Source organism: Sabulibacter ruber (assembly GCF_017355955.1).
GTDB classification, from domain to species: domain Bacteria; phylum Bacteroidota; class Bacteroidia; order Cytophagales; family Hymenobacteraceae; genus Nibribacter; species Nibribacter ruber_A.
Genome location: NZ_JAFFID010000001.1, coordinates 2,349,734 through 2,369,659, shown reverse-complemented (window position 1 = coordinate 2,369,659; position 19,926 = coordinate 2,349,734). Strand labels below are relative to the sequence as shown.

17 protein-coding genes are annotated in these 19,926 nt (G+C 50.1%); 7 read left to right on the top strand and 10 right to left on the bottom strand.

From position 1 onward, the window contains the following. Positions 1 to 80: 80 nt before the first annotated feature. The 3 genes from JT719_RS09625 to JT719_RS09615 all read right to left on the bottom strand — a co-directional run bounded on the left by JT719_RS09625 (position 81) and on the right by JT719_RS09615 (position 2,109). The gene (locus JT719_RS09625) at positions 81 to 731 is read right to left on the bottom strand and encodes a porin family protein (protein ID WP_207432780.1); all 651 of its coding nucleotides are present in this window, start codon (positions 729 to 731) and stop codon (positions 81 to 83) included. Between the two features lie 79 nt (positions 732 to 810). Continuing rightward, a complete protein-coding gene (locus JT719_RS09620; RefSeq protein ID WP_207432779.1) occupies positions 811 to 1,233 on the bottom strand; it encodes a VOC family protein in 423 nt (140 codons plus the stop codon). A 78-nt stretch (positions 1,234 to 1,311) separates the two neighbouring features. Continuing rightward, on the bottom strand, positions 1,312 to 2,109 hold the full coding sequence (locus tag JT719_RS09615) for a class D beta-lactamase (protein WP_207432778.1): 798 nt from the start codon (positions 2,107 to 2,109) through the stop codon (positions 1,312 to 1,314). Between the two features lie 195 nt (positions 2,110 to 2,304). Between JT719_RS09615 and JT719_RS09610 the strand changes: the two genes are divergently transcribed. Both JT719_RS09610 and JT719_RS09605 read left to right on the top strand, forming a co-directional pair. Beyond that, positions 2,305 to 2,832: a GNAT family N-acetyltransferase gene (locus tag JT719_RS09610; RefSeq protein ID WP_207432776.1), complete on the top strand. Its 528-nt coding sequence runs from the start codon at positions 2,305 to 2,307 to the stop codon at positions 2,830 to 2,832. 262 nt (positions 2,833 to 3,094) lie between these two features. Further along, positions 3,095 to 3,532, top strand: a complete 438-nt coding sequence (locus tag JT719_RS09605; protein ID WP_207432775.1) for a hypothetical protein — start codon at positions 3,095 to 3,097, stop codon at positions 3,530 to 3,532. Positions 3,533 to 3,593: 61 nt separating this feature from the next. Here the strand turns inward: JT719_RS09605 and JT719_RS09600 are convergent, their stop codons facing one another. The 3 genes from JT719_RS09600 to JT719_RS09590 all read right to left on the bottom strand — a co-directional run bounded on the left by JT719_RS09600 (position 3,594) and on the right by JT719_RS09590 (position 5,686). Continuing rightward, positions 3,594 to 4,115: a nuclear transport factor 2 family protein gene (locus tag JT719_RS09600; protein ID WP_207432773.1), complete on the bottom strand. Its 522-nt coding sequence runs from the start codon at positions 4,113 to 4,115 to the stop codon at positions 3,594 to 3,596. 77 nt (positions 4,116 to 4,192) lie between these two features. Continuing rightward, positions 4,193 to 4,792: a hypothetical protein gene (locus JT719_RS09595; RefSeq protein ID WP_207432772.1), complete on the bottom strand. Its 600-nt coding sequence runs from the start codon at positions 4,790 to 4,792 to the stop codon at positions 4,193 to 4,195. A gap of 285 nt (positions 4,793 to 5,077) precedes the next feature. Further along, the gene (locus tag JT719_RS09590) at positions 5,078 to 5,686 is read right to left on the bottom strand and encodes a DJ-1/PfpI family protein (RefSeq protein ID WP_207432766.1); all 609 of its coding nucleotides are present in this window, start codon (positions 5,684 to 5,686) and stop codon (positions 5,078 to 5,080) included. Positions 5,687 to 5,972: 286 nt separating this feature from the next. Between JT719_RS09590 and JT719_RS09585 the strand changes: the two genes are divergently transcribed. The 3 genes from JT719_RS09585 to JT719_RS09575 all read left to right on the top strand — a co-directional run bounded on the left by JT719_RS09585 (position 5,973) and on the right by JT719_RS09575 (position 14,491). Further along, positions 5,973 to 6,911, top strand: a complete 939-nt coding sequence (locus JT719_RS09585; RefSeq protein ID WP_207432765.1) for an N-acetylmuramoyl-L-alanine amidase — start codon at positions 5,973 to 5,975, stop codon at positions 6,909 to 6,911. Between the two features lie 266 nt (positions 6,912 to 7,177). Beyond that, positions 7,178 to 9,502 carry a penicillin-binding protein 1A gene (locus tag JT719_RS09580; RefSeq protein WP_207432763.1) on the top strand — a complete coding sequence of 775 codons (2,325 nt, stop codon included), beginning with the start codon at positions 7,178 to 7,180 and terminating at the stop codon, positions 9,500 to 9,502. A 1,305-nt stretch (positions 9,503 to 10,807) separates the two neighbouring features. Next, on the top strand, positions 10,808 to 14,491 hold the full coding sequence (locus tag JT719_RS09575; protein ID WP_207432762.1) for a T9SS type A sorting domain-containing protein: 3,684 nt from the start codon (positions 10,808 to 10,810) through the stop codon (positions 14,489 to 14,491). 177 nt (positions 14,492 to 14,668) lie between these two features. On the opposite strand, the gene JT719_RS09570 is transcribed toward JT719_RS09575, so the two are convergent. From JT719_RS09570 to JT719_RS09560, 3 genes are all read right to left on the bottom strand, one after another. Continuing rightward, on the bottom strand, positions 14,669 to 15,583 hold the full coding sequence (locus JT719_RS09570) for a TIGR01777 family oxidoreductase (RefSeq protein ID WP_207432761.1): 915 nt from the start codon (positions 15,581 to 15,583) through the stop codon (positions 14,669 to 14,671). Positions 15,584 to 15,744: 161 nt separating this feature from the next. After that, complete coding sequence (folE, locus tag JT719_RS09565) at positions 15,745 to 16,410, bottom strand: GTP cyclohydrolase I FolE (protein WP_207432759.1); 666 nt, start codon at positions 16,408 to 16,410, stop codon at positions 15,745 to 15,747. Then, positions 16,403 to 16,810 (bottom strand): 6-pyruvoyl trahydropterin synthase family protein, encoded by a 408-nt coding sequence (locus tag JT719_RS09560; protein ID WP_207432758.1) that lies wholly within the window; start codon positions 16,808 to 16,810, stop codon positions 16,403 to 16,405. The genes folE and JT719_RS09560 overlap by 8 nt, the downstream gene beginning before the upstream one ends. Positions 16,811 to 16,954: 144 nt before the next feature. On the opposite strand from JT719_RS09560, the gene JT719_RS09555 reads away from it, so the two are divergent. Together JT719_RS09555 and JT719_RS09550 are read left to right on the top strand one after the other, a co-directional pair. Further along, positions 16,955 to 17,713 carry a DNA repair ATPase gene (locus JT719_RS09555; RefSeq protein WP_207432756.1) on the top strand — a complete coding sequence of 253 codons (759 nt, stop codon included), beginning with the start codon at positions 16,955 to 16,957 and terminating at the stop codon, positions 17,711 to 17,713. Between the two features lie 286 nt (positions 17,714 to 17,999). Further along, on the top strand, positions 18,000 to 18,920 hold the full coding sequence (locus JT719_RS09550; protein WP_207432755.1) for a bestrophin family protein: 921 nt from the start codon (positions 18,000 to 18,002) through the stop codon (positions 18,918 to 18,920). A 111-nt stretch (positions 18,921 to 19,031) separates the two neighbouring features. Here the strand turns inward: JT719_RS09550 and JT719_RS09545 are convergent, their stop codons facing one another. Next, entirely contained in the window at positions 19,032 to 19,886 is an 855-nt protein-coding gene (locus JT719_RS09545) for a pirin family protein (protein ID WP_207432754.1), read from the bottom strand. Between the last annotated feature and the right edge of the window lie 40 nt (positions 19,887 to 19,926).

The following is a 19,926-nucleotide window of genomic DNA, read 5'->3' as shown; positions in this document are numbered from 1 at the left end:
GCTGTTTTCTGAAAAACAGCCCCAAAACAGCTTTTCAGCAGGAGTTAGCTTCTGAATGCGGAGATCTTAGGTGAACTGGCTTAGAAACTGTACCCAACCCCTAACAGGAGGTTAGTGGCATTGGTCCTGACGGCGGCGGATTCCTCCTGGTCTTTGTTGATGTTCAGCAGGCCCAGATTATGCCGTAACTCTGCTTTCAGGTTGAAGAAAGCAGAAATGGGCTTGTAGTAGGAAACTCCCCCGGAAAGCCCTGTGTCAATTCTTCGGTAGAAGGAGGTATACTCCAGAGATTCGCCATGAGCCGTTATGTCCTGCCCCAGCAGAAAGCTGAAATATGGTCCGGCCAGAACGTGAAATCCTTTCAGGGGAAGAGGCACTTCTAGTAAGGCCGGTACGGTAAGGTAATGAAACTCCTGCCGCAGCGAATAAGGTGTTTCACCAACCACGTTTCCGTCAGCATCATAGCTCAGGGAGACCTCTTCCTGCTTATTGCTCTTGTTTTCGTACAGGAACGCCGTTCTCAGAAATACCTTTCCCACCGCGTACCTAAGGTAGGCGCCCCCGGCAATTCTGGCTTCGCCTTTTACCTGGTTTACCGCTTTGTTTCCCCGTAAGAAGGTATAGTTGGGGCCTAGCTGCAGGCCAATTTCAATTCTTTTTGCATGCTGGGCCTGTACAGAAATAAACAGGAGAAGCAGCAGAAACAAGGGAAGGAGCGCCTTTTTATCCATGTGAAAACATACGCAAATTCTTACGGGGAAGGATTCTGCCGCGAAGGTAGAGAAGTGTATGCGCTTTCATGCACAGCCTTTAGGGAGCCGTGTTGCCCTTTTCATCCAGCGGCAGAAATGGGTTGTAGGCAACTTCCCACAGGTGCCCATCCAGGTCTGAGAAGTAGCCGCTGTAGCCTCCCCAGAATACTTTCTCGGGCTGCTTTAGAATGATGACTCCCCTGGATTGCAGTTCCAGAAAGAGCGCATCCACCTCTTGCTCGCTGCGCAGGTTGTGCGCCAGGCTGAACCCTTTGAACCCGGTACCGTCTGCGGGAACACGAGCATCCTGCGCCAGGTCCTCCGTTGGGAAAAGCGCGAGTTGCAGGCCATTGAGCTGGAAAAACGAGATGCCTTCCTGGCTGTCAGCCGTACGCTTCCACCCGAAAACCGATTCATAAAACTGGGTGGCGGCCGCAACGTTGGCTACGCCTAAGGTGATAAGGGTGATTCTGGGTTCCATTGACTTTCTGGGTTTGGGAGTTGGTTTATTGGCTGTTGTTTTAAGCTTGTTTTAAATAAAGCAGGATAAAAACCGAGATCAGGCGGCTGGTAAAATGCCCAACTGCTGCAGGATTTGTTTGGTGATGGTCTTCCGGCAGGAAGCGAAATTGTCGTTTGCGGTATTCTTGTCTTTGTGGACCCGCGTGGCAAAGAAATAGACGTTGTCTTTGGTTTCCAGATAGCCTACCCACCAGCCATTGTCTATGCCGCCGTAAGAAGTCCAGCCGGTTTTGCCGCGTAAGGTGTAAGCGGGAGTCTGCTCGGCCACCATCATCTGTTTTACCTTTCTGATGCTCTCTTTGGAAAACGGCAGTTGCTCGCGGTAAAACTTCCGGAGGAATTCAATCTGCTCTTTGGGCGAGATGGCAAAGTCGCCGTAGTTCCAGAAATCAGCGCCTTGCCCATTGGTCAGTTTGCCGTTTCCGTAGCCGCATCGTTTCAGGTAAGCCCGGTATTTGTCTTTGCCAATCTGCTCGGCCAGCCGCACGTAAAACCAAACCGTGGAATTAGCGAAGGCATTTTTCATGTCGGTATCGGCGTTCCAGGCAGAAATGCTGCGTTGCTGGCCATCCCATTTCAACACCTCGTGTTCATCGCGCACGGCTTTCTCCTCCAGCAGAATCAGAGAGTTCAGGATTTTGAAGGTAGAGGCGGGCAGAGTAGCTCTCTGGGTATCCTGCTGATTGGTGAAGGTCCAGCGGTTTTGGCGGGTGTCATACACGGTGGTGCTGCCTTCCAGACCACATTCTTTAAAAGGTTTCTGCAGGTCCTGGGCCGGAGCCAGAAAAGGAAGAAGCAAGGCAAGCGCCAGAAGGAAGAAGGCGGGTGTGTTCATGCCGCAAAAAGGATAACGGAAGCGAATATTTGCTAAGTTTACTTAAATATTCAACTAACGCCTCTGTTCACGCAGATTTCTTCTTTCATAATGCCTGGCATTGCTTAACAAAATGCCTTTAAGGCTTTGCTCGCCTTTCTTTCAGGGAAGGCTAAGTAAGTATTGTCTTTATTTTTTCAATGTTAAGCAAAAACCATGTTACCTATAAAAACACCCCGTTTACAGTTATTCCCCCTTACCCTCACTCACTTGCGGGCCCTGGTGCAGAGCAGGCAGCAACTGGAGCAGATGCTGGGCCTTGCACCCTCGAAGTTTGAGCTGAACGCCGATCCTGGTTTCTTACAGGAGTTTGAGGTGGCTATCTCTGAGTACGTGCTGCCCAAAGTAGAAGCTAATCCAGAGGAATATGCCTGGTATACCCATTGGCTCATCATCCATGAGCAATTGAACCTGACGGTAGGAGGCATTGGAGTAGCCGGCAAGCCTACCACCAAAGGAGAAACCATGCTTGGTTATTTCATTGACCGCAAGTTTGAAGGACAGGGCATCGCCACCGAGGCAGTGCAGGGACTGCTTTCCTGGCTTTTCAGGCACCCAGACGTAACATCTGTCATCGCAGACACCCTGGTGCAGCACGTGGCTTCCCAGCGGGTGCTGCAGAAAAACGGCTTTAAGCAAGACGGAGAAACCGAAGAAGGACTTCGTTGGCGGCTAACCAGGTAATCATGTTTCCGGCAGATGGCACTTTGATTGCATCTGCCGGATTTTTTTTCAGGGTTTTCCTGACACTGCTTAAACAAACGGTGAGCAAGGTTGTTCACGGGTAAAGTGGAACGAAGTGCCTGGAGCAAATCAATCTGTTATTATGCCGCAAGTTTATTGGCATGGGTAGTTTGAAGCCATGCAAAATAGACCTACTTTTATTGTAGCCCCTCGTCACCTGTGTGCTCTTTCTATCTAAACCCCGTCCCAAATAGGTCCTGTCATGTACCAAGAAGCCAAAAACTCTTTTGATAGAGTGTATTATGTAATAGAACACAACCCTAGCCTGGACGTGATAGACACCAAATGGTTCGGGTACGCCTCGCAGAATGATCTGCGCAAAGCGTGCGAGATTGGCCTGGAGGTGCTGGCCCAAACAGGATGCCCTTACAAACTGAACGATAATACCGAGCATACCGGTCCCTGGGCCGATGCCGTGGCCTGGCTGGAGAAAGACTGGTTGCCCCGGGCCATGAAATACGGGTTGCGGTACCTGGCCCATGTAGCCCAGGAACATTCCTACGGTGATGCGGCCGGCCAGGTCATGAAAATAAGCCAGATCGGCCGACAACTGGAATACTGTATGTTCAACAACCGTGAAGATGCGCTAGCCTGGCTTAAATCCTGCCAGTTGAAGAATAAAACCAAAGTCTCCTTCTAAAGAGAAGCTGTCGTTTTAGGCCTCTTTCCTAAAGAAAAGGTCTAAAACGATATAAATAGGGTTAGGGAGTCGATTTGCTTTTAGCTGCCTGTGCGGCTTTCAGGTCGCAATTCTCCTTTCGGCGGGTATCAGAGATGACAAAAATTTTCCAGCCCTCGGGGCTGCGGTACAATTGGAACGCATCTACGCCGCAGTGGCTGAAGGTATCGCCGATATAGAAGGCGTATTCGCACCAAAGCGTAGCCAGATCTCCGTCAATGCTTACTTTCACGTCCCAGATGCGCTCATCCAACACCTGCGGGTGCGGCTGCGCAATCATCTCCACAAACTTATTCATGGGCGTTTCCCGGGGTAGTACCTTGCCGGTTTTGTCTGCGCTTACTGAGAACAGCCGGGCGTTTGGTGCCAGTACAGACCTTGCCATGGTGCTGTCGCCGGCCCGCATGCCGTCAAAGAAACGCACAACGGCGGCCTCTACCGCTTTGTCATCGGGAGAAACGGTGGTTTTGGCGGTCTTCCTGGACTGAGAAAAGGTCGTTGCCGATAAACACAGGCAGAAAAGCAGTAGGAGAGATTGGCGCATTCTGGTTCAGGTTAACTGGTTTGGTTCTACTTCGGAAAGATAGAAACCTACTCCATACAAAGCCAGAAACGAAACTTCTAAATCAACACCAACTTATCCTGCAGCAGGGAGCGGAGTTCTGGCGGTAAGCCAAAGTGCTGATCCATGAAATCATCCAGGACCTGGCGGGTGTGCGCCGAGATCAGTTCCTGGATTTCCTCCATGGCCTGGCTGCTGATCATGTAGGGCATGTAGGTGTAGAGAAGGTCGTGGCCATCGCACTGGGCATAAATCTGGTACTCGGTGCATTCTGTACGCGGAATACCCGTAATGAGGCAATGCGAAATCCAGTTCTCTAACCGAAGAGGATCAGGCAGCGCCATCAGGGCTTCGCGCCTTGCAACCAGGTTTACCCGCTCGGCAAAGAAGGCATCAATATTGGCTTTTGACTCCTGCGAGAGCTCTTCCCGTAACTGCTGGGCGCAGTTCATGCACATAGCGTACTCAAAAATCACGTCTTGCACCTTTGCCTCTGGATAATACCGAACGGCCTTCTCCAGCAGGTAATTAACTCCGTCCTGGAGCAGAGGCTGGTGACACGTGATGCATGAATGGAAAGGCTTGCCAGATTCTACAGAATAAAGCTCTTCCGGAAGAGGTTCAAACTCATTTGCTAGGTAAATAGGAGGTAAATCCATAGCAACTACTTTTAAATGAAGCAAAGAGAGCTTACAAAGGTAAAGCAAAGAGCACCAGAAGGGAAGTAAAATTTATGTTAATTGTAATTTTCTTCTAATAAGCCTAAATCAATATCAGCCCTGAAAGGCACTGAAAATGTTTGTTTGCTTAATGTTTAGAGGGTTTTTTAAAGAAAAGGATAAGCGAGAGAGTAGGGCTGGGTCTGAAATTTTTTTGAGAAAGGCTATTTCTGGCCTGTTTCTGTGAAAACAGGCCAGAAATAGGAAAATAGCCAGTGAACAGAGTTAGTACTCCATTGCCGCAGTGGCATTGATTTCAATTTTGGCGCCCATCACTTTCAGGAACTCCCTGATTAGGGCCGGGTGGCCAGGCCAGGCAGGAGAAGTAACCAGATTGCCGTCTACTACGGCTTCGGTGGCGTCAACGGGCACAAAAGTGCCGCCGGCCAGACTTACCTCTGGGCCAACGGCCGGATAAGCGGTAAGCCGGCGTCCTTCTACCACGCGGGCGGCGGTAAGGATCTGGATTCCGTGGCAAACTGCGGCCAGCGGTTTGTCTTTTTTCATAAAGTGCTGCACCAGCTCCAGCACGGTTTGGTTCAGCCTAAGGTATTCTGGGGCCCGACCACCGGCAATCACCAGGCCGGCATATTCTGCGGGGTTTACATCGGCAAAAGAGTAGGTGAGCTGGAAGTTGTGGCCGGGTTTCTCAGTGTAGGTCTGGTCGCCCTCAAAGTCATGGATAGCGGTTTTGATGGTATCGCCTTTCTTTTTGCCGGGGCACACGGCATGCACTTCATACCCCACCATAAGCAGCATCTGGAAGGGAACCATGGTTTCATAATCCTCGGCGAAATCACCGGTCAGGAACAGGATTTTCTTTGTGTTTTCCATAGGAATAAGCATTTATGGTTAGAAGAAACAGGTAAGTCTTGGCAGGCCTTTCGCTCATGGAATTTTACCCGGGCCAACTGCCTGGGTAGGTACAAGGTGTGAATAAAATAGCTAAGAATCAATTGTTTACTTACGCAAGGCTCCTTTATATAATAGAGCGTCAGCTATGGCAGGCGCACTGACAGGCTTTGTTTCAAGCCAGAGGTTGGCCGGGTATTAATCAAGTTGTTTTCTGAATTCAGTGGTACGCAGAAAATGAGCATATTTGGGCTTCCTAACCATTGCTATGAAACATTTCTCCTCCAAACACTTTTTGCCGGTGCTGTTGGTAGTGGCCGCCTGCACCAGCAATCCGTACGCAACCACTAACCGGGCCTACAAGAAACAGGTGAAAACCTACGCCAAAACCCTGCGCCAGACCCCAGTGACCAATCCTGGCGAAGACAGCCTGCAGCAGGGCGACCAATGGGTAGGAACCACCAACTTTAACATGCGCAAACCCAACTATGTGGTCATCCACCACACGGCGCAGAACTCAACGGAGCAGACGCTCAAAACCTTTACCACCCCCAGAACGCAGGTGAGTGCCCATTACGTGATTGGCCGCGATGGCAAGGTGTACCACATGCTCAGCGATTACCTGCGCGCCTGGCACGGAGGAGCCGGTAAATGGGGCAACACCACCGATCTGAATTCGACGTCCATTGGTATTGAGCTGGATAATAACGGCTCTGAGCCCTTCGCCGAGGCGCAGATCTCCAGTTTGCTGCAGGTTCTGACTATTTTGAAGAAAACACACGGAATACCCGCTGCCAATTTCATAGGTCACTCAGACATTGCCCCCAGCCGGAAGGTAGATCCCAACCCCACGTTCCCGTGGAAACAACTGGCCGATGCCGGGTTCGGGATTTGGTACGATGAAGAAGCCGTGCGCAATTCAGTGTTTGAGACCACCATTCCGCTTTACCAGGATTCTACCGCCGTAAGCCCAGACAGTGCCGCCGTGCCGGCTCCCGTAATGGTGCCCACCACTACGGTGGCGGTAGATACTATCCCTCTCACGTTTCAGCCCAAAGATGCCCTGCGCATTATTGGCTATGACGTGAAGAACCTGGAAGCCGCCATCAAGGCCTTCAAGCTCCATTTCATCCAGAAGGAAGTAAACGGGATTCTGACCGATGATGATAAAAAGGTTTTGTATCACCTTTATAAAAAGAGCCTGTAAACAGAAACCTGCCTCATCTTTAATGCTCAGGCTTGGCAGGAGCACTGATGAAAGTCCGACTTTGGTTCAAAATCCCTTGGCATTTTAAGTGATCCAAAGGGCTTTGGCTTTGGCCTCAGGAACAAGCTTTTCTGGTAAGTTGGGCCGTTTAGGGGTTGTTTTCTGGAAAATAGCCCCTAAACAGCTTTGCAACTTCGCGAAAACCAACACTTTCCCGTAACTTTGGGCGTTTGTGAGAAGACGGGTTCTGTGCCCGTAATAGCAGCATGCCAGAAGAACAGAAGATTAACCCCCCGCGTACCAAATACAATAAATTGATTCGTACCCTCTGGAAGACCTTTGTCTTCGGGGCGACGTTCATTGTCTTATATTTTCTCGCCGTTGACTTCAACCTGTTTTACTTGTTTGGGGAGTCACCGGGGTTAGATGACCTGGAAAATCCGCAGAATAACCTGCCTTCAGAGATTTACTCGTCAGACGGGGTTCTGCTGGGCCGGTATTTCCGGGAGAACCGTGACCTGGTGCCGTATGACAGCATCAACCCCATTATGGTGAAAGCGCTGGTGGCCACAGAAGACGAGCGCTTCTACGAGCACCAGGGGATTGACCCGGTATCGGTGCTGGCGGCGGTGAAAGATAACCTCCGCGGCGAATCGCGTGGAGCATCCACGCTGACGCAGCAGTTAGCCAAAAACCTATATAAAACCCGTACCAAGAATACCAAAGGCATTTTGGGGCACGTGCCGTTGGTTTCTACCATTGTGGCCAAGACCAAGGAGTGGAACACCTCTATTAAACTGGAGCAGCGGTATACCAAAGACGAAATCCTGGGCATGTACCTAAACACCGTTGATTTCGGGAGCAATGCTTTCGGGATCAAGGTGGCTTCCAAGACATTCTTCAGCACCACGCCAGACAAACTGAAACCCGAGGAGGCAGCCATGCTGGTGGGGGTACTCAAGGCGCCCACTACCTATAACCCACGGTTCAATCCTAAAAATGCCCTGGCTCGCCGCAATGTGGTGCTGAACCAAATGGCCCGTAACAAGGTGATCACCGCTGCCCAAGCCGATTCCCTGAGCCAGTTGCCTATTGATCTGAAGTACCACGTTGAGCAGCACTTAGATGGCGTGCCGGCTTACTACCGCCAGGCAGTAAACGAGTTTGTGCGTAACTGGGCCGAGGAAAAAGGCCTGGACATTTACGCCGATGGTCTTAAAATCTACCTGACTATTGACTCCCGCATGCAGCTCCTGGCCGAAGAAGCCCTGAAGGAGAAGATGAAATCCCTGCAGAACCGGTTTGAGAACCACTGGCGGGGGCGTAATCCGTGGGTAGATGACAAAGACAAAGAGATACCGGGCTTTATTGAGGCCTCCATTAAACGAGCCACGGTGTACGAGTCTTTAAAAAACAAGTACGGCGATGACACGGCCGCCATTAACCGCGAGCTTAACACGCCTAAAAAGATGACCGTGTTCTCCTGGAAAGGACCTAAGGAAGTAACCATGAGTTCTATGGACTCGCTGCGGTACTACAAGCGGTTCCTGCGGGCGGGCATGATGACCATGGATCCGTACACCGGCCATATCAAAGCCTGGGTAGGGGGCATTGACTACGATAACTTCAAGTTTGACCATGTAAAGCAAGCCAAGCGCCAGCCGGGTTCTACCTTTAAGCCATTTGTGTACGCGGCTGCCATTGACGGCGGTTACTCACCCTGTGACAAGATCCAGGACCAGCGGGTAACCATCCGCTACGTAGAGAACGGAAAACCCATGGAGTGGTCGCCCCATAACGCAGATCATTCCATCTCTGGCCGGCAAATGACTTTGCGCCACGCCATGGGCCGCTCCATCAATACCGTAACCGCCCAGTTAACCGAGGCCATCGGTTGGGACACGGTGCGTAAGTTTGCCCGTAGGTTAGGAATCACCAGCCCCATTGAAGCGGTTCCTTCCATTGGTCTGGGGTCTTCTGATGTGAGTGTTTACGAGATGGTAAACGCCTACAGTACCTTCATTAACCACGGTTTCCTGAACAAACCCATGCTGGTGATGCGGATAGAAGACCGCAACGGCAATGTGGTAGACCAGTTCAATCCGCAGCAGAAAAGGGTGATCTCAGAAGAAACCGCTTTCCTGATGGTGCACATGCTCAAAGGAACCATGGAGGAACCAGGCGGTACCTCGCAGGCGCTTTGGGAATATGATCTCTGGAAGAAAGGAAACCAGATTGGCGGTAAAACCGGTACTACCTCTAACCATTCCGATGGCTGGTACATAGGCGTCACCAAAGACCTGGTAACCGGCGTTTGGGTGGGCGGCGAAGACCGCAGTATTCACTTCCGGACGTCCGGAACCGGTGAAGGCTCTAAAACGGCGCTTCCTATCTTTGGGCGGTTCATGGAGAAAGTGTACCGTGATCCTAATCTGGGCATCAAACTGGGGCCGTTCCCTAAGCCTACCGTGAAGATCAATAAACAGTATAACTGTATTACAGTAGTGCCGCGCAGAAGAAGAGAAGTTGACACCACTGCGGTGGATACGATGCTTGAGCAACTAAACGACAGCGTTTCGGCTCAATTCTAAGCGGTAATCTTACCCATTGCGAAAGCCCCGGGTAAACTCTTAATAATAGAGTTTACCCGGGGCTTTCGCTTTCTATCCTTTTCCAATCGGTTCTTTATCGTTCTTGGCCTGTTTTCCGGAAACCAGGCCAGAAACGGAGAGAACACCTTTCGCACCACCTATCATACAAAGACGCTTTCCCAAAAAAAGTTTAAAGAACTTCTGTAACGCAACTCCTTCAATCATGCAGGACTGTCAGGCGAGGGTAATGACACTGGGCAGGAAATTTATATAGCTGTAATTACAAGAATGTACCCTGCCTGGTAAGCGTGGCGGCTTGTGTCCGTCCTTCTTTCATGCTTCTGCTTTAAGCCACTGGGTGATTGACAAAGCAGGCCCAAGGTGAATTTGTTTCTGTTTCCCTGGTTTTTGGCTCTGATCAAAGGAAGTTAATGACAGGCAGCAGGTGCGCCTCTTTGCCAGCCTATCTAATAAGAGGAGCATGCTTATATATTGTCAATTCTATATTGATTGCCGAATATTTCAATTCATTATTGAAAAGAGTGTAGACTCTGAGGGTTAAAAGCTGCTGATTCTATAATTGTGCAATTTCCTAAGAAATGTCTATAAAGGTGGGTGATTAGAAATATTATATTTTTGAATATAGCTTTTTTATATATTATAAATTGCTTATCTGATTAAATGCCAAATAATTAATGATTAAAGTGGGATGATTAATTCCAAGGTTATTTCCCTTGAAATTTAAGTTTATAACGAAGGTGTATACGGATTAGCACAAAATTTCTTCAGATATAAATCTCTTTTTGTAGAAATAGTGCAAAACTGAGGGTTGCGGGTTTAGGTTTTGTACTGTAATTTTGAACCGTATTAATACACCGATCAATTGTACTCTTTGTATTTGTTCAAACCCTTAAACTTTCGGTTTATACGATAACTTCCTGATACAAATAACATTCAGACCCCGTCATAGTTTCAATTTAACAAGGTTATTGAAATTATAGCAGAAGTAAGGATGCTGGCTGTATTTCTCTAAATTGCATTATTTCTTTGCGGTATTAAGTCTGATGTGCAAAGTGCTTGAAAAAGAGCGCTTTGGTGGGATTATTTTGCCTGAAAAAAGTCAATTTGCGTTTTGCTGCCAATTTTCTTGCGACGCAGGTAATGCGAAGGCTCTCTCTTTACTTTAAATACCTGTTTAATTCTTTAAATAACTAGGAATTAGCGGTTTAAAGTCACTCCTCTGCCATTAAAAGCCTTAGGTCAACTCTTGATTTTAAGACTTAATTATCCATTTACTACGCGCCCATGAACCTACCCAAACCCATACTTTTAAGCTTATTTTTCTTATTTACCTTTTATACTCCATTTATATCATCTGCTCAGAACGCTTCTGAGGTAAACCTTAAAATCACGGCCATAAAGCCTGCCGTTAATACCGGACAGAACTATGCGCCCTGGCTGACCGATGATCTGAATGATTTAGTGCAGCCAAACTATCAGGCTACCAATAACCTATACTTTGATGTGGTGCTTCCTTTAGAGGGAAGAAGCAACGTAACCAGAGTTTCTTTATACGACCACGAGAAAACCTTCACAGACAAGCCCGCTTACATCTACGCCCTTAATGGCACGCAGAGAGTACTGTTGGGTAAGTTTACCGGAACATCGTACAAGAGCTGGGTTAATATTACCTTAAGTACACCGGTGACCGCAGACGCTATCATCGTTCATAAAATCTGGAATAATATTCCGCAGAAAGTAAGAGTATACGGCACTTCTGATGCTGACTTAAGCAATACCATTGCTCCGGCAATCACTCCGGCCGCCATCACCTTTGCCACTCTGCCTTCTAAAAAAGTGGGTGATCCTGCCTTCTTATTGCAGGCCACCAGCACCAACACCGTAACACCAATCAGCTTTTCATCTTCAAACACTGCGGTAGCCACCGTGGCAAAAACTACAGAAGGCTGGAAAGCCACCATTGTAGGAGCTGGTACTGCCAACATTACGGCTTCACAGCCCGCCGGCAATGGTTTTGCTGCCGCCACCAATGTAACCAGAGCGTTAACGGTTTCTGCTACCACTACTACTACTGCTCCTAAAGCGGTGATTACTTTCAACGGCTTGCCTAAAAAAGGTCTGGGAGATGCTCCGTTTCTTATCTCCGCCACCAGCACCAATACCGTAACGCCTATCACGTTCAAATCCTCTAACGCGGGGGTAGCATCTGTAACCAAGACCTCAGCGGGCTGGCAGGTCACCATCATAAAATCGGGGTCTGTGAACATCACGGCTTCTCAGGTGGCCGGCAATGGATTCACCGCCGCCACCAGCGTGACCAGAACCCTGGTGATTTCCACTACAGCTACCACAACCCCAACAACGCCTTCTACTCCGGCAGTGATCACGTTTGCGGCCCTGCCTTCCAAAACCGTAGGAGATGCCGCCTTCTTACTGCAGGCCACCAGTACCAACACCGTAACACCTATCACCTTCAGGTCTTCCAACACGGCCGTGGCTACTGTAGCCCAGACTACTTCTGGTTGGAAAGCTACCATTGTAGGTGCCGGAACCGCCAACATTACAGCCTCTCAGGCAGCTGGTAACGGGTATGCAGCAGCTACCAGCGTTACCAGAGCTCTGGTAGTGGCTTCTGGCAGCTCTAATAATACATTACCTGCTCCAACCCCGGCACCATCTACCGGTACGTTCGTGACAGGTCAGATCCCTTACAAACCGTACTGGGGCTATCACAAAGACAAAAGCAACCAGAACATTGCAGGTCTGTTTGACGGAATCATCCAGAAAACGGTGAACATGGGTACTTCTGAGATGATGCCAGAGTCAGACATTGTCCTGAACTTCCCGGACCAGATGGAAGTGGAGTTGCAGAAGATCAGTTTCTATGATGGCCAGGGATCCATCCCAGCCGGCTATGAAGTGAAAGTGATTTACGTAGAAAGAGGCACCGGCCGCGAGATCACTGGTCCGCAGTACAACGGCGACAAGTACCTCGCCTGGATTGACCATACCCTTACTACGCCTATCAAAGTAAGCGCCGTGATTCTGCGGAAAAGAAGAGGCGTTTCTCTGCCAGACGAGATCAAGTTCTACGGCAAGTACAAGCCTTATACCCCGCCAACCTTCACCAAGCCGGCTTATCCTCTCAAGAGAATGCTGGGGATTAACACGTACCCTTCAGACAACGCCAGCACAGATCCTGAGAGATTGAAATGGAAGATTGCCGCTATTGCCCCTTACCACGTGGTGAGAGACTATGTAGACTGGAATATTCTGGAGACCAACGGAGAAGGACTGTATGCCTTCCAGCCAACCATGAAAGGAAACTGGAAACTGGATGACATCTATGCCCGCCACAAAGCCAACGGTAAAGAAGTAGTGGTATGTCTTAAGAACCTTACTGGCTGGATGGTGAACACGTATCCATCGGCTATCCGGTCTTATGAGAACGCCCCAATGCCGTACAAGAGCTCTTATACTACTGTTACCGCCTCTGGTACCAACTACTTTAACGAGGAGTACAACAAGGCGAAGAAAACCCCGGCCACGTACGTTGCTATTGCCAGAATGGCCTTCCAGTTTGCTGCCAGATATGGCTCCAACACCGGCGTAAATCCGGCTTTGGTGAAAGCAGTTGGCACCCAGGCCAAGATTGGTTTGAACCTGGTTAAGAAAATTGAGGCGAATAACGAGCCAGACCGCCATTGGAAAGGCCGCGCAGGTAACCAGAACAGTGATGAGTATGCCGCGTACCTGAGCGCCTTCTATGACGGACACATGGGCACCATGGGCCCCGGCGTAGGTGTGAAGCAGGCAGACCCTAACATGATTGTGGTTTGCGGCGGTATTGCTACTACCAAAACAGCTTTCTACCAGGGCCTTGTAGATTGGTGTAAGAAAAACAGAGGCTACCTGCCCAACGGGAAAGTGAACCTTTGCTTTGATGAGATCAACTACCACGCCTACAACAACAACTTTGACGGTGAGCAGTATGCCGACGGCGGTAGAGTAGGAGTAGCCCCAGAGCTTTCTCTGGCGCCAAACAACATCAACAACTACCACCAGATCAACAAAGAGTTCATCAGCAACGGCGACATGCCGATCATCATCACCGAAACCGGCTATGACTGGAACAGCAAGACCCAGGGCACCAAAGTGATTGGCAGCAAAGACAAGTTCATGGTGCAGGGTGACTGGATCCTGAGAACCTCTCTTGATTACGCCATGGCTGGTTTATCTGGCCTGTACTTCTACCAATTGTATGATGACGCTACTGGTTCTATCTACAACACCACGCAATATGCCACCAGTGGTCACGTAGACAGAGAAACCCTCAAACGCAGACCGGCCGCCGATTACATGGCGCAGGTGTGGAAGTACTTCGGGGACTATATTCCGGTGGAACGCTTGAGCAAAGACCCAAGAATTGACAAGTACCGCGACAACTCTGGCAAAACCATGTACGCCTGCTGGGTTCCGGATGACAAAGACAGACGGGTAGACTATACCCTCAATGTTGGAACCGATTCAGCGTACGTGTATACCCTGCGGATTGGAACCGAGGAAATGGGAGTGGCCAAAATGAAGACCACTAATGGTAGAATTGCCCTCACTGTTACCGAGACTCCAACCTTTGTTGTGGCAGCAGGTCCCTTAGCCATCGCTACCATCTCTACCAGCAATGCGGTGGTAGCCCCAACTTTGGCAGAAACCAAGCTGAAGGTGTATCCTAACCCGTTCACCCAGAATGCCACCGTTGAATTCTCATTAGCAGAGGCCGGTGAAGCGGTAGTGGATATCTATGACACCCAAGGCAAACTGGTGAAGCATCTGTTTGTAGGAAAAGCGGATGGTGGAGTACCAACTACTGTGTCTTTGAACGCTACAGGCTTACCAAACGGAGTATACATTGCCCGCTTAACTACTGGCAAAAAAGTACTCACGCAGAAGATCATCCTAATGAACTAACCTTTCTGTGAAGCTTTGCATCGCCCTGGAGGAAAATCCCTTCAGGGTGATTTGCTTTTATAACAGGGTGTAAGCCATGATAAGCGGTGAGAGGATTATCCATGTGCCCAAAAGAAGAAGACCATCTTAGTAGTTACTGAGATGGTCTTCTTCTTTATGATTGAAATCAATTCTTCCCTAGCTGTTCTTGTCATACAAAGACTCCAGCGCTTCCTGCAGGTGGTTGTACTCAAAGGTAAAACCGGTTTGCAGAACTTTGGTGGCGCTTACCCGTGAGCCGCCTAATACTACTTCGCTCAGTTCACCCAGCACCAGCTTTAAACCAATGGCGGGCACATTGGGGAACACCATGGGTTTGTGCATTACTTTGGCCAGGGTGCGGGTGAGTTCCTCGTTGGTGGCGGGGTTAGGCGCCACGGCGTTGTACACGCCCTGCATCTGGCGGTCCTCAATGGCTTTGATAAACAGCCGGCACATATCATCAATATGAATCCAGGACATGAACTGCTTGCCTGAACCTAGGGGAGCACCGGCCAGCATTTTCACTGGTTTGGCAATCTGCGGAAGTGCCCCGCCTTTGTTGCTTAAAACAATGCCAATCCTGTAAATGACCGTTCTGATACCCAGGTTGTGGATTTGCCAGGAGGCTTGCTCCCACTGTTTACAGACCTCGGCCAGGAAGTCAGAGCCGTAGCTGCTTTCTTCCATCATAAGCCTGTCTCCGGAGTTGCCGTAAATGCCCACCGCCGAGGAGCCAATAAAGCCTTTCACGTGGTGGGGCACCTTTTCAAGGTACTCGCAGAGCAGGTTGGTAGACTGGATGCGGCTGTTCAGGATTTCCTTTTTGCGTTGGGAAGTCCATTTTTCACCAGCCACGCTGGTTCCGGCAAGGTTGATGATATAGTCAGCGTAGCGGATGGCGTTTTCGTCTATCGTGCCTTTCTGCACATCCCATTTGAACGTTTTATAGCGGGCGTATTTGTCGGGGGTACGGCTTAGGAGGGCTACTTCATATCCACTGTCAATCAGCATCTCTGACAAACGTGAACCCAATAAACCGGTGCCGCCGGCAATCAATATCTTGTCTGACATGTTGCGTTGTCTACTGTCTTACGCCCAAACCTGCTTATACGCGTTTGTATAGATTAGGGTAGGGCGGCTGCTTTTCATTAAACTAGCGAAAATGGAAACAATGCGTGCGCCTGAAAGATTCATCATTGCAGATAATCCTGTGATCACTACCCTTGTGGTATTTACTTACTGTGCCTGATGGCCTGCAGAAACTCCAGGCGGTAAGCCTCCTGCTCAAACAAGCCAGAATACTCAGACGTAATGGTGCTGCTGCTTACATCATTCACACCACGGCTCATCACGCACAGGTGATCGGCTTCAATGTAAACGGCTACGTTCTCGGTTTTGAGCACATCGCGCAGTTCCTGGGCAATCTGGCGGGTGAGGCGCTCCTGCACCTGCGGGCGACGGCCAAAATACTGCACAATGCGGTTGAGCTTAGACAAACCAATCACGTGCTCATTTGGAATGTAGGCTACGTGCGCTTTGCCAATGATAGGCACAAAGTGGTGCTCACAGCTGGAGTAAAGGGTGATGTCGCGCTCCACCAGCATCTGGCGGTAGCCGTACCGGTTCTCAAACAGACGGGCAGTGGGGCGATTCTCGGGGTTAAGTCCGTCAAAAATCTCTTTCACGTACATTTTGGCCACCCGGCGCGGCGTGCCTTTCAGGCTATCGTCTTCCAGGTCCAGCCCCAAGAGGTGCATGATTTCCCGGAAGTGGTGTTCAATGCCGTTTATTTTCTGCTCATCTGTGAGGTCAAACGCGTCTGCGCGGAGAGGAGTTTCTAAAGAACCAGATACGTGTTCTTCCTCGGGATCTTCCTCGTGCCAATCCCTTCTATCCATGGTATTCAACAAAGTTTCTTTCGGTTTCAAATAAAGTGACGGATAACGTGTAGTTTTCTGGGAGGTGGGGGCGTAAACGCTGCCAGATCACAACGGCGATATTCTCGGCGGTGGGGTTCAGGTGTTTGAACTCCTCCGTATCCAGATTCAGGTTTTTGTGGTCAAATTTATTTAAAATTTCTGCTTTTATCAGAAGACTCAACTTTTTCATGTCATAGACATAGCCGGTGTCCTCATCTATGGGGCCATTGAGTTTGACTATGAGGTTGTAATTATGGCCATGGTAGTTGGGGTTGTTGCATAACCCAAAGACTTGTTGGTTTTGCTCATCGGTCCAGTTTGGGTTATGGAGCCGATGCGCGGCATTGAAGTTTTCTTTACGGCAGACGGTGACCTTCATAAAGCATAAAACTGGTATAAAGGCAATTTAGTTTTCATTAGTGGTTTTTATACTAGGGCAGGGTAGTATAAATTTGCACTGCAGGAATTCCTGCGCTGATTCAAAGGCGATTTCAGCCCATTTTTTCTAAGAGAAGTAGTTTACATGAAAGGCACATTTACGCGGGTACGGGCAGTGGCATTGCTGCTGTTATTTTGGGGAGTAAGTATGACGGCTTGGGCCCAGCGCTCTACAGTGGAAGAGGCAGAGCTGGAGGTGAACGGCATTACCCGCAAAGGGCAGCGCATCATGATCCAGTTAGACAGCAAAGTAGTGGAGAAAGCCTGGGCAGCCTACCTGAAAGAAACGTCTGGCGGCGTAGTGAAAGCGCCTTCGCTTTTGCCGTTGCCCAAAGCGCAGGCCGGTAAAGGCATTTATACCGTTGAGAGCGGCAAGATTGACACCATCAGCCGCAACCCCATCCGGATTGTGTCTAAGGTAGAGCCTACCAGCAAAGGTTCTATGGTGTGGTGGTCCATTGACATGGGCAACGCTTACCTGAACCAGAAAGAAACGCCCAGGGAGTGGGCCAGCGGGGTGGCTCTTCTGCAGCAATTTGCCCGCAACCTATACAAAGAAGACATCCTGCAGCAGATCAACGAAGCCCAGAACGTGGTGGTGAACTCCCAGAACAAATCTGATCTGGTAGTGCGCCAGGCAAACGAAATCCAAGCCCGGATCTCCAAAAACCAGCAGCGGAAACTGGAACTGGAAGCCGCCCTGGTAGCCAACGCCCAGGAACTGGAACAGCTCAAAAAGGAGGTGGAAAACAACCTGAAACAGCAGGAAGCCGCCAAAGCCGAGATAGAGAACATGCGCCGCGCCGCGGAGATTGTCAAAGCCAAACTGGATAAGATAGAGTAATTCTATAAAAGAACACGTGCAGAAGAGCCCTGTGGAAAGCTACCGCAGGGCTCTTCTGTTTTAAGTCTGATTCCGCAGAAACAGGCTTAAAACGGTGAACAGCCGTAGGAGAAAGGATGCGCTGTTTTCTGTTCCTGCTGGCTAAGCTCCCTTTGAAAGCTGTTTTAGCCTTGGTTTACTTAAAACAGGGGAGAAACAGAACCAACACAAAAGCCTGCAAAGGGTACTTTTTGTAGGCGGTGTCTGTACCTTTGCGTGCCGAAAGTGAATTCCCCCGGAGTACCCTATGATCATAAGAAAGAAAGAGAACTGGTTTAGAATGCTCTTCGTCTGGAAGGGCTCCGTGCTCCCCATCATTCTGCCGCGCTTGCTGGTGCTGTTGCTGCTCTCGGTGGTAGTGGTCTATTTCCAGGGACGATTATTTGCCTACAAAGTGCCGCTGAACCCGGCCGCCTTTACCTTGCTGGGAATTGCCCTGGCTATTTTCCTGGGCTTCCGGAACAATGCCAGCTACGAGCGTTTCTGGGAAGGCCGCAAGCTCTGGGGCGCCCTCCTGATTGATACCCGTTCCCTCACCCGGCAGGCCTTGACCATGACCGGTCTGCCCGCTGATTCTCCGCAGGTACTTCAATTCGTGAAGATGCTCATTGCCTTTGCTTACGCCCTTAAACACCAACTCCGCAGAACCGATCCCTCCCAAGACTTCCAACGCCTTTTGCCTCCAGATCTGGTACAGGCATTGGGGAAAGCCCGGTTCAAACCTATTCTGCTGCTCCGGGAAATGGGCCAGTGGGTACAGTCCGGAAAAGAGGCCGGCCGGATTGACTCTATCACCCAAGCAGCCATTGACCACAACCTGAACCAGCTCTCCAACATTGTTGGCGGCTGCGAGCGCATCGCCAGCACGCCCATTCCTTACACTTACAGCGTGCTGCTACACCGTACCGTGTACCTGTACTGTTTCCTGCTGCCGTTTGGGTTGGTAGACAGCATCGGGTGGATGACGCCGCTCATTGTGGTGTTTGTGGGCTACACCTTTATGGCGCTGGACTCCATCGTGAACGAGATTGAGGAACCCTTCGGCACAGAGCCCAATGACTTAGCCCTGAATGCCATCTGCCAGACCATTGAGGCTTCTCTGCTGGAAATGGCCGGCCAGGAAGTGCCCCAGTCTCTAACTCCCAAAAACAAATTCATTCTGGATTAAGGATCTTATTACTGGCCCCAAGCTTAAAAATTGAACCACCTGTTTCAGAGCCGATTTTCTTAAATCAGTTCTGAAACAGGTGGTTCTGGTTAAATGGGAAACCCGGAGCGGTTAATGGTTCCAGGAACCGAATTTGCCTTGCTGGTAATCGGCGTAAGCCTGGTAGATTTCGGCTTCGGAGTTCATCACAAACGGTCCCTGCGCCACTACCGGCTCGTTGAACGGCACCGCGTGCCCGAACAGCAAAATGCTGTCCTCGGAGGCTTCCACCTGCAGCTCGGTTCCGTCGTTGTTGAACTCTACCAGGTTTCTGAACGGTACTTGCTGACCATTCACCGTGAGCGTGCCTTTGATGATGTAGAAGAAGATATTCCGCTCGGCTGGTACTTCCACGCTCAGTTTGCCGCCCGCCTGGAAGTAAACGGTGCTGAGCATGATGTCTGAAAGCGTTTCAAACGCGCCGGTGTGGCCGTCCCAGGTGCCGGAAACCAGGTTCACGGTCACGTTGCCTTCATCCAGGGTGAAGGTGGGGATGTTTTCTCTTTGCAGGCCTTCGTACCGGGGCTCGGTCATTTTGAGCCTGGCCGGCAGGTTCACCCACAGCTGCAGGATCTCCAGCGGTCCGCCGGTCTTCTTGAACTCTGAGGAAGAAACCTCCGCATGGATCAAGCCACGGCCCGCCGTCATCCACTGCACGCCGCCGCCGGTGATCACGCTCTCGTGCCCACCCGAGTCTTTGTGCATGATGTCGCCCTCCAGGATGAAGGTCACAGTTTCCATGCCCCGGTGCGGGTGCGGCCCGAACGGAAGTCCCCGGTTGTTGGGTTTGTACACCTGGTGCCCGTGGTGGTTCAGGAACAGAAACGGGTCTACCTGCTGCAGGCTTCTGGAAGGCAACGGCGAATAGGTGACCAGATCCGCGATGGGCGCGTACTCGGCTTTATGGATTTTCTTGATAGTTCTCATGGAAATGCGTTAATTGAGCTGCTATATACGAAAACCGCCT

What these genes read in the sequence shown, in the direction of transcription:
- JT719_RS09625 (WP_207432780.1), bottom strand. Translation starts at nt 731, where the DNA reads ATGGATAAAAAGGCGCTCCTTCCCTTGTTTCTGCTGCTTCTCCTGTTT.
- JT719_RS09620 (WP_207432779.1), bottom strand. Translation starts at nt 1,233, where the DNA reads ATGGAACCCAGAATCACCCTTATCACCTTAGGCGTAGCCAACGTTGCG.
- JT719_RS09615 (WP_207432778.1), bottom strand. Translation starts at nt 2,109, where the DNA reads ATGAACACACCCGCCTTCTTCCTTCTGGCGCTTGCCTTGCTTCTTCCT.
- JT719_RS09610 (WP_207432776.1), top strand. Translation starts at nt 2,305, where the DNA reads ATGTTACCTATAAAAACACCCCGTTTACAGTTATTCCCCCTTACCCTC.
- JT719_RS09605 (WP_207432775.1), top strand. Translation starts at nt 3,095, where the DNA reads ATGTACCAAGAAGCCAAAAACTCTTTTGATAGAGTGTATTATGTAATA.
- JT719_RS09600 (WP_207432773.1), bottom strand. Translation starts at nt 4,115, where the DNA reads ATGCGCCAATCTCTCCTACTGCTTTTCTGCCTGTGTTTATCGGCAACG.
- JT719_RS09595 (WP_207432772.1), bottom strand. Translation starts at nt 4,792, where the DNA reads ATGGATTTACCTCCTATTTACCTAGCAAATGAGTTTGAACCTCTTCCG.
- JT719_RS09590 (WP_207432766.1), bottom strand. Translation starts at nt 5,686, where the DNA reads ATGGAAAACACAAAGAAAATCCTGTTCCTGACCGGTGATTTCGCCGAG.
- JT719_RS09585 (WP_207432765.1), top strand. Translation starts at nt 5,973, where the DNA reads ATGAAACATTTCTCCTCCAAACACTTTTTGCCGGTGCTGTTGGTAGTG.
- JT719_RS09580 (WP_207432763.1), top strand. Translation starts at nt 7,178, where the DNA reads ATGCCAGAAGAACAGAAGATTAACCCCCCGCGTACCAAATACAATAAA.
- JT719_RS09575 (WP_207432762.1), top strand. Translation starts at nt 10,808, where the DNA reads ATGAACCTACCCAAACCCATACTTTTAAGCTTATTTTTCTTATTTACC.
- JT719_RS09570 (WP_207432761.1), bottom strand. Translation starts at nt 15,583, where the DNA reads ATGTCAGACAAGATATTGATTGCCGGCGGCACCGGTTTATTGGGTTCA.
- folE (WP_207432759.1), bottom strand. Translation starts at nt 16,410, where the DNA reads ATGGATAGAAGGGATTGGCACGAGGAAGATCCCGAGGAAGAACACGTA.
- JT719_RS09560 (WP_207432758.1), bottom strand. Translation starts at nt 16,810, where the DNA reads ATGAAGGTCACCGTCTGCCGTAAAGAAAACTTCAATGCCGCGCATCGG.
- JT719_RS09555 (WP_207432756.1), top strand. Translation starts at nt 16,955, where the DNA reads ATGAAAGGCACATTTACGCGGGTACGGGCAGTGGCATTGCTGCTGTTA.
- JT719_RS09550 (WP_207432755.1), top strand. Translation starts at nt 18,000, where the DNA reads ATGATCATAAGAAAGAAAGAGAACTGGTTTAGAATGCTCTTCGTCTGG.
- JT719_RS09545 (WP_207432754.1), bottom strand. Translation starts at nt 19,886, where the DNA reads ATGAGAACTATCAAGAAAATCCATAAAGCCGAGTACGCGCCCATCGCG.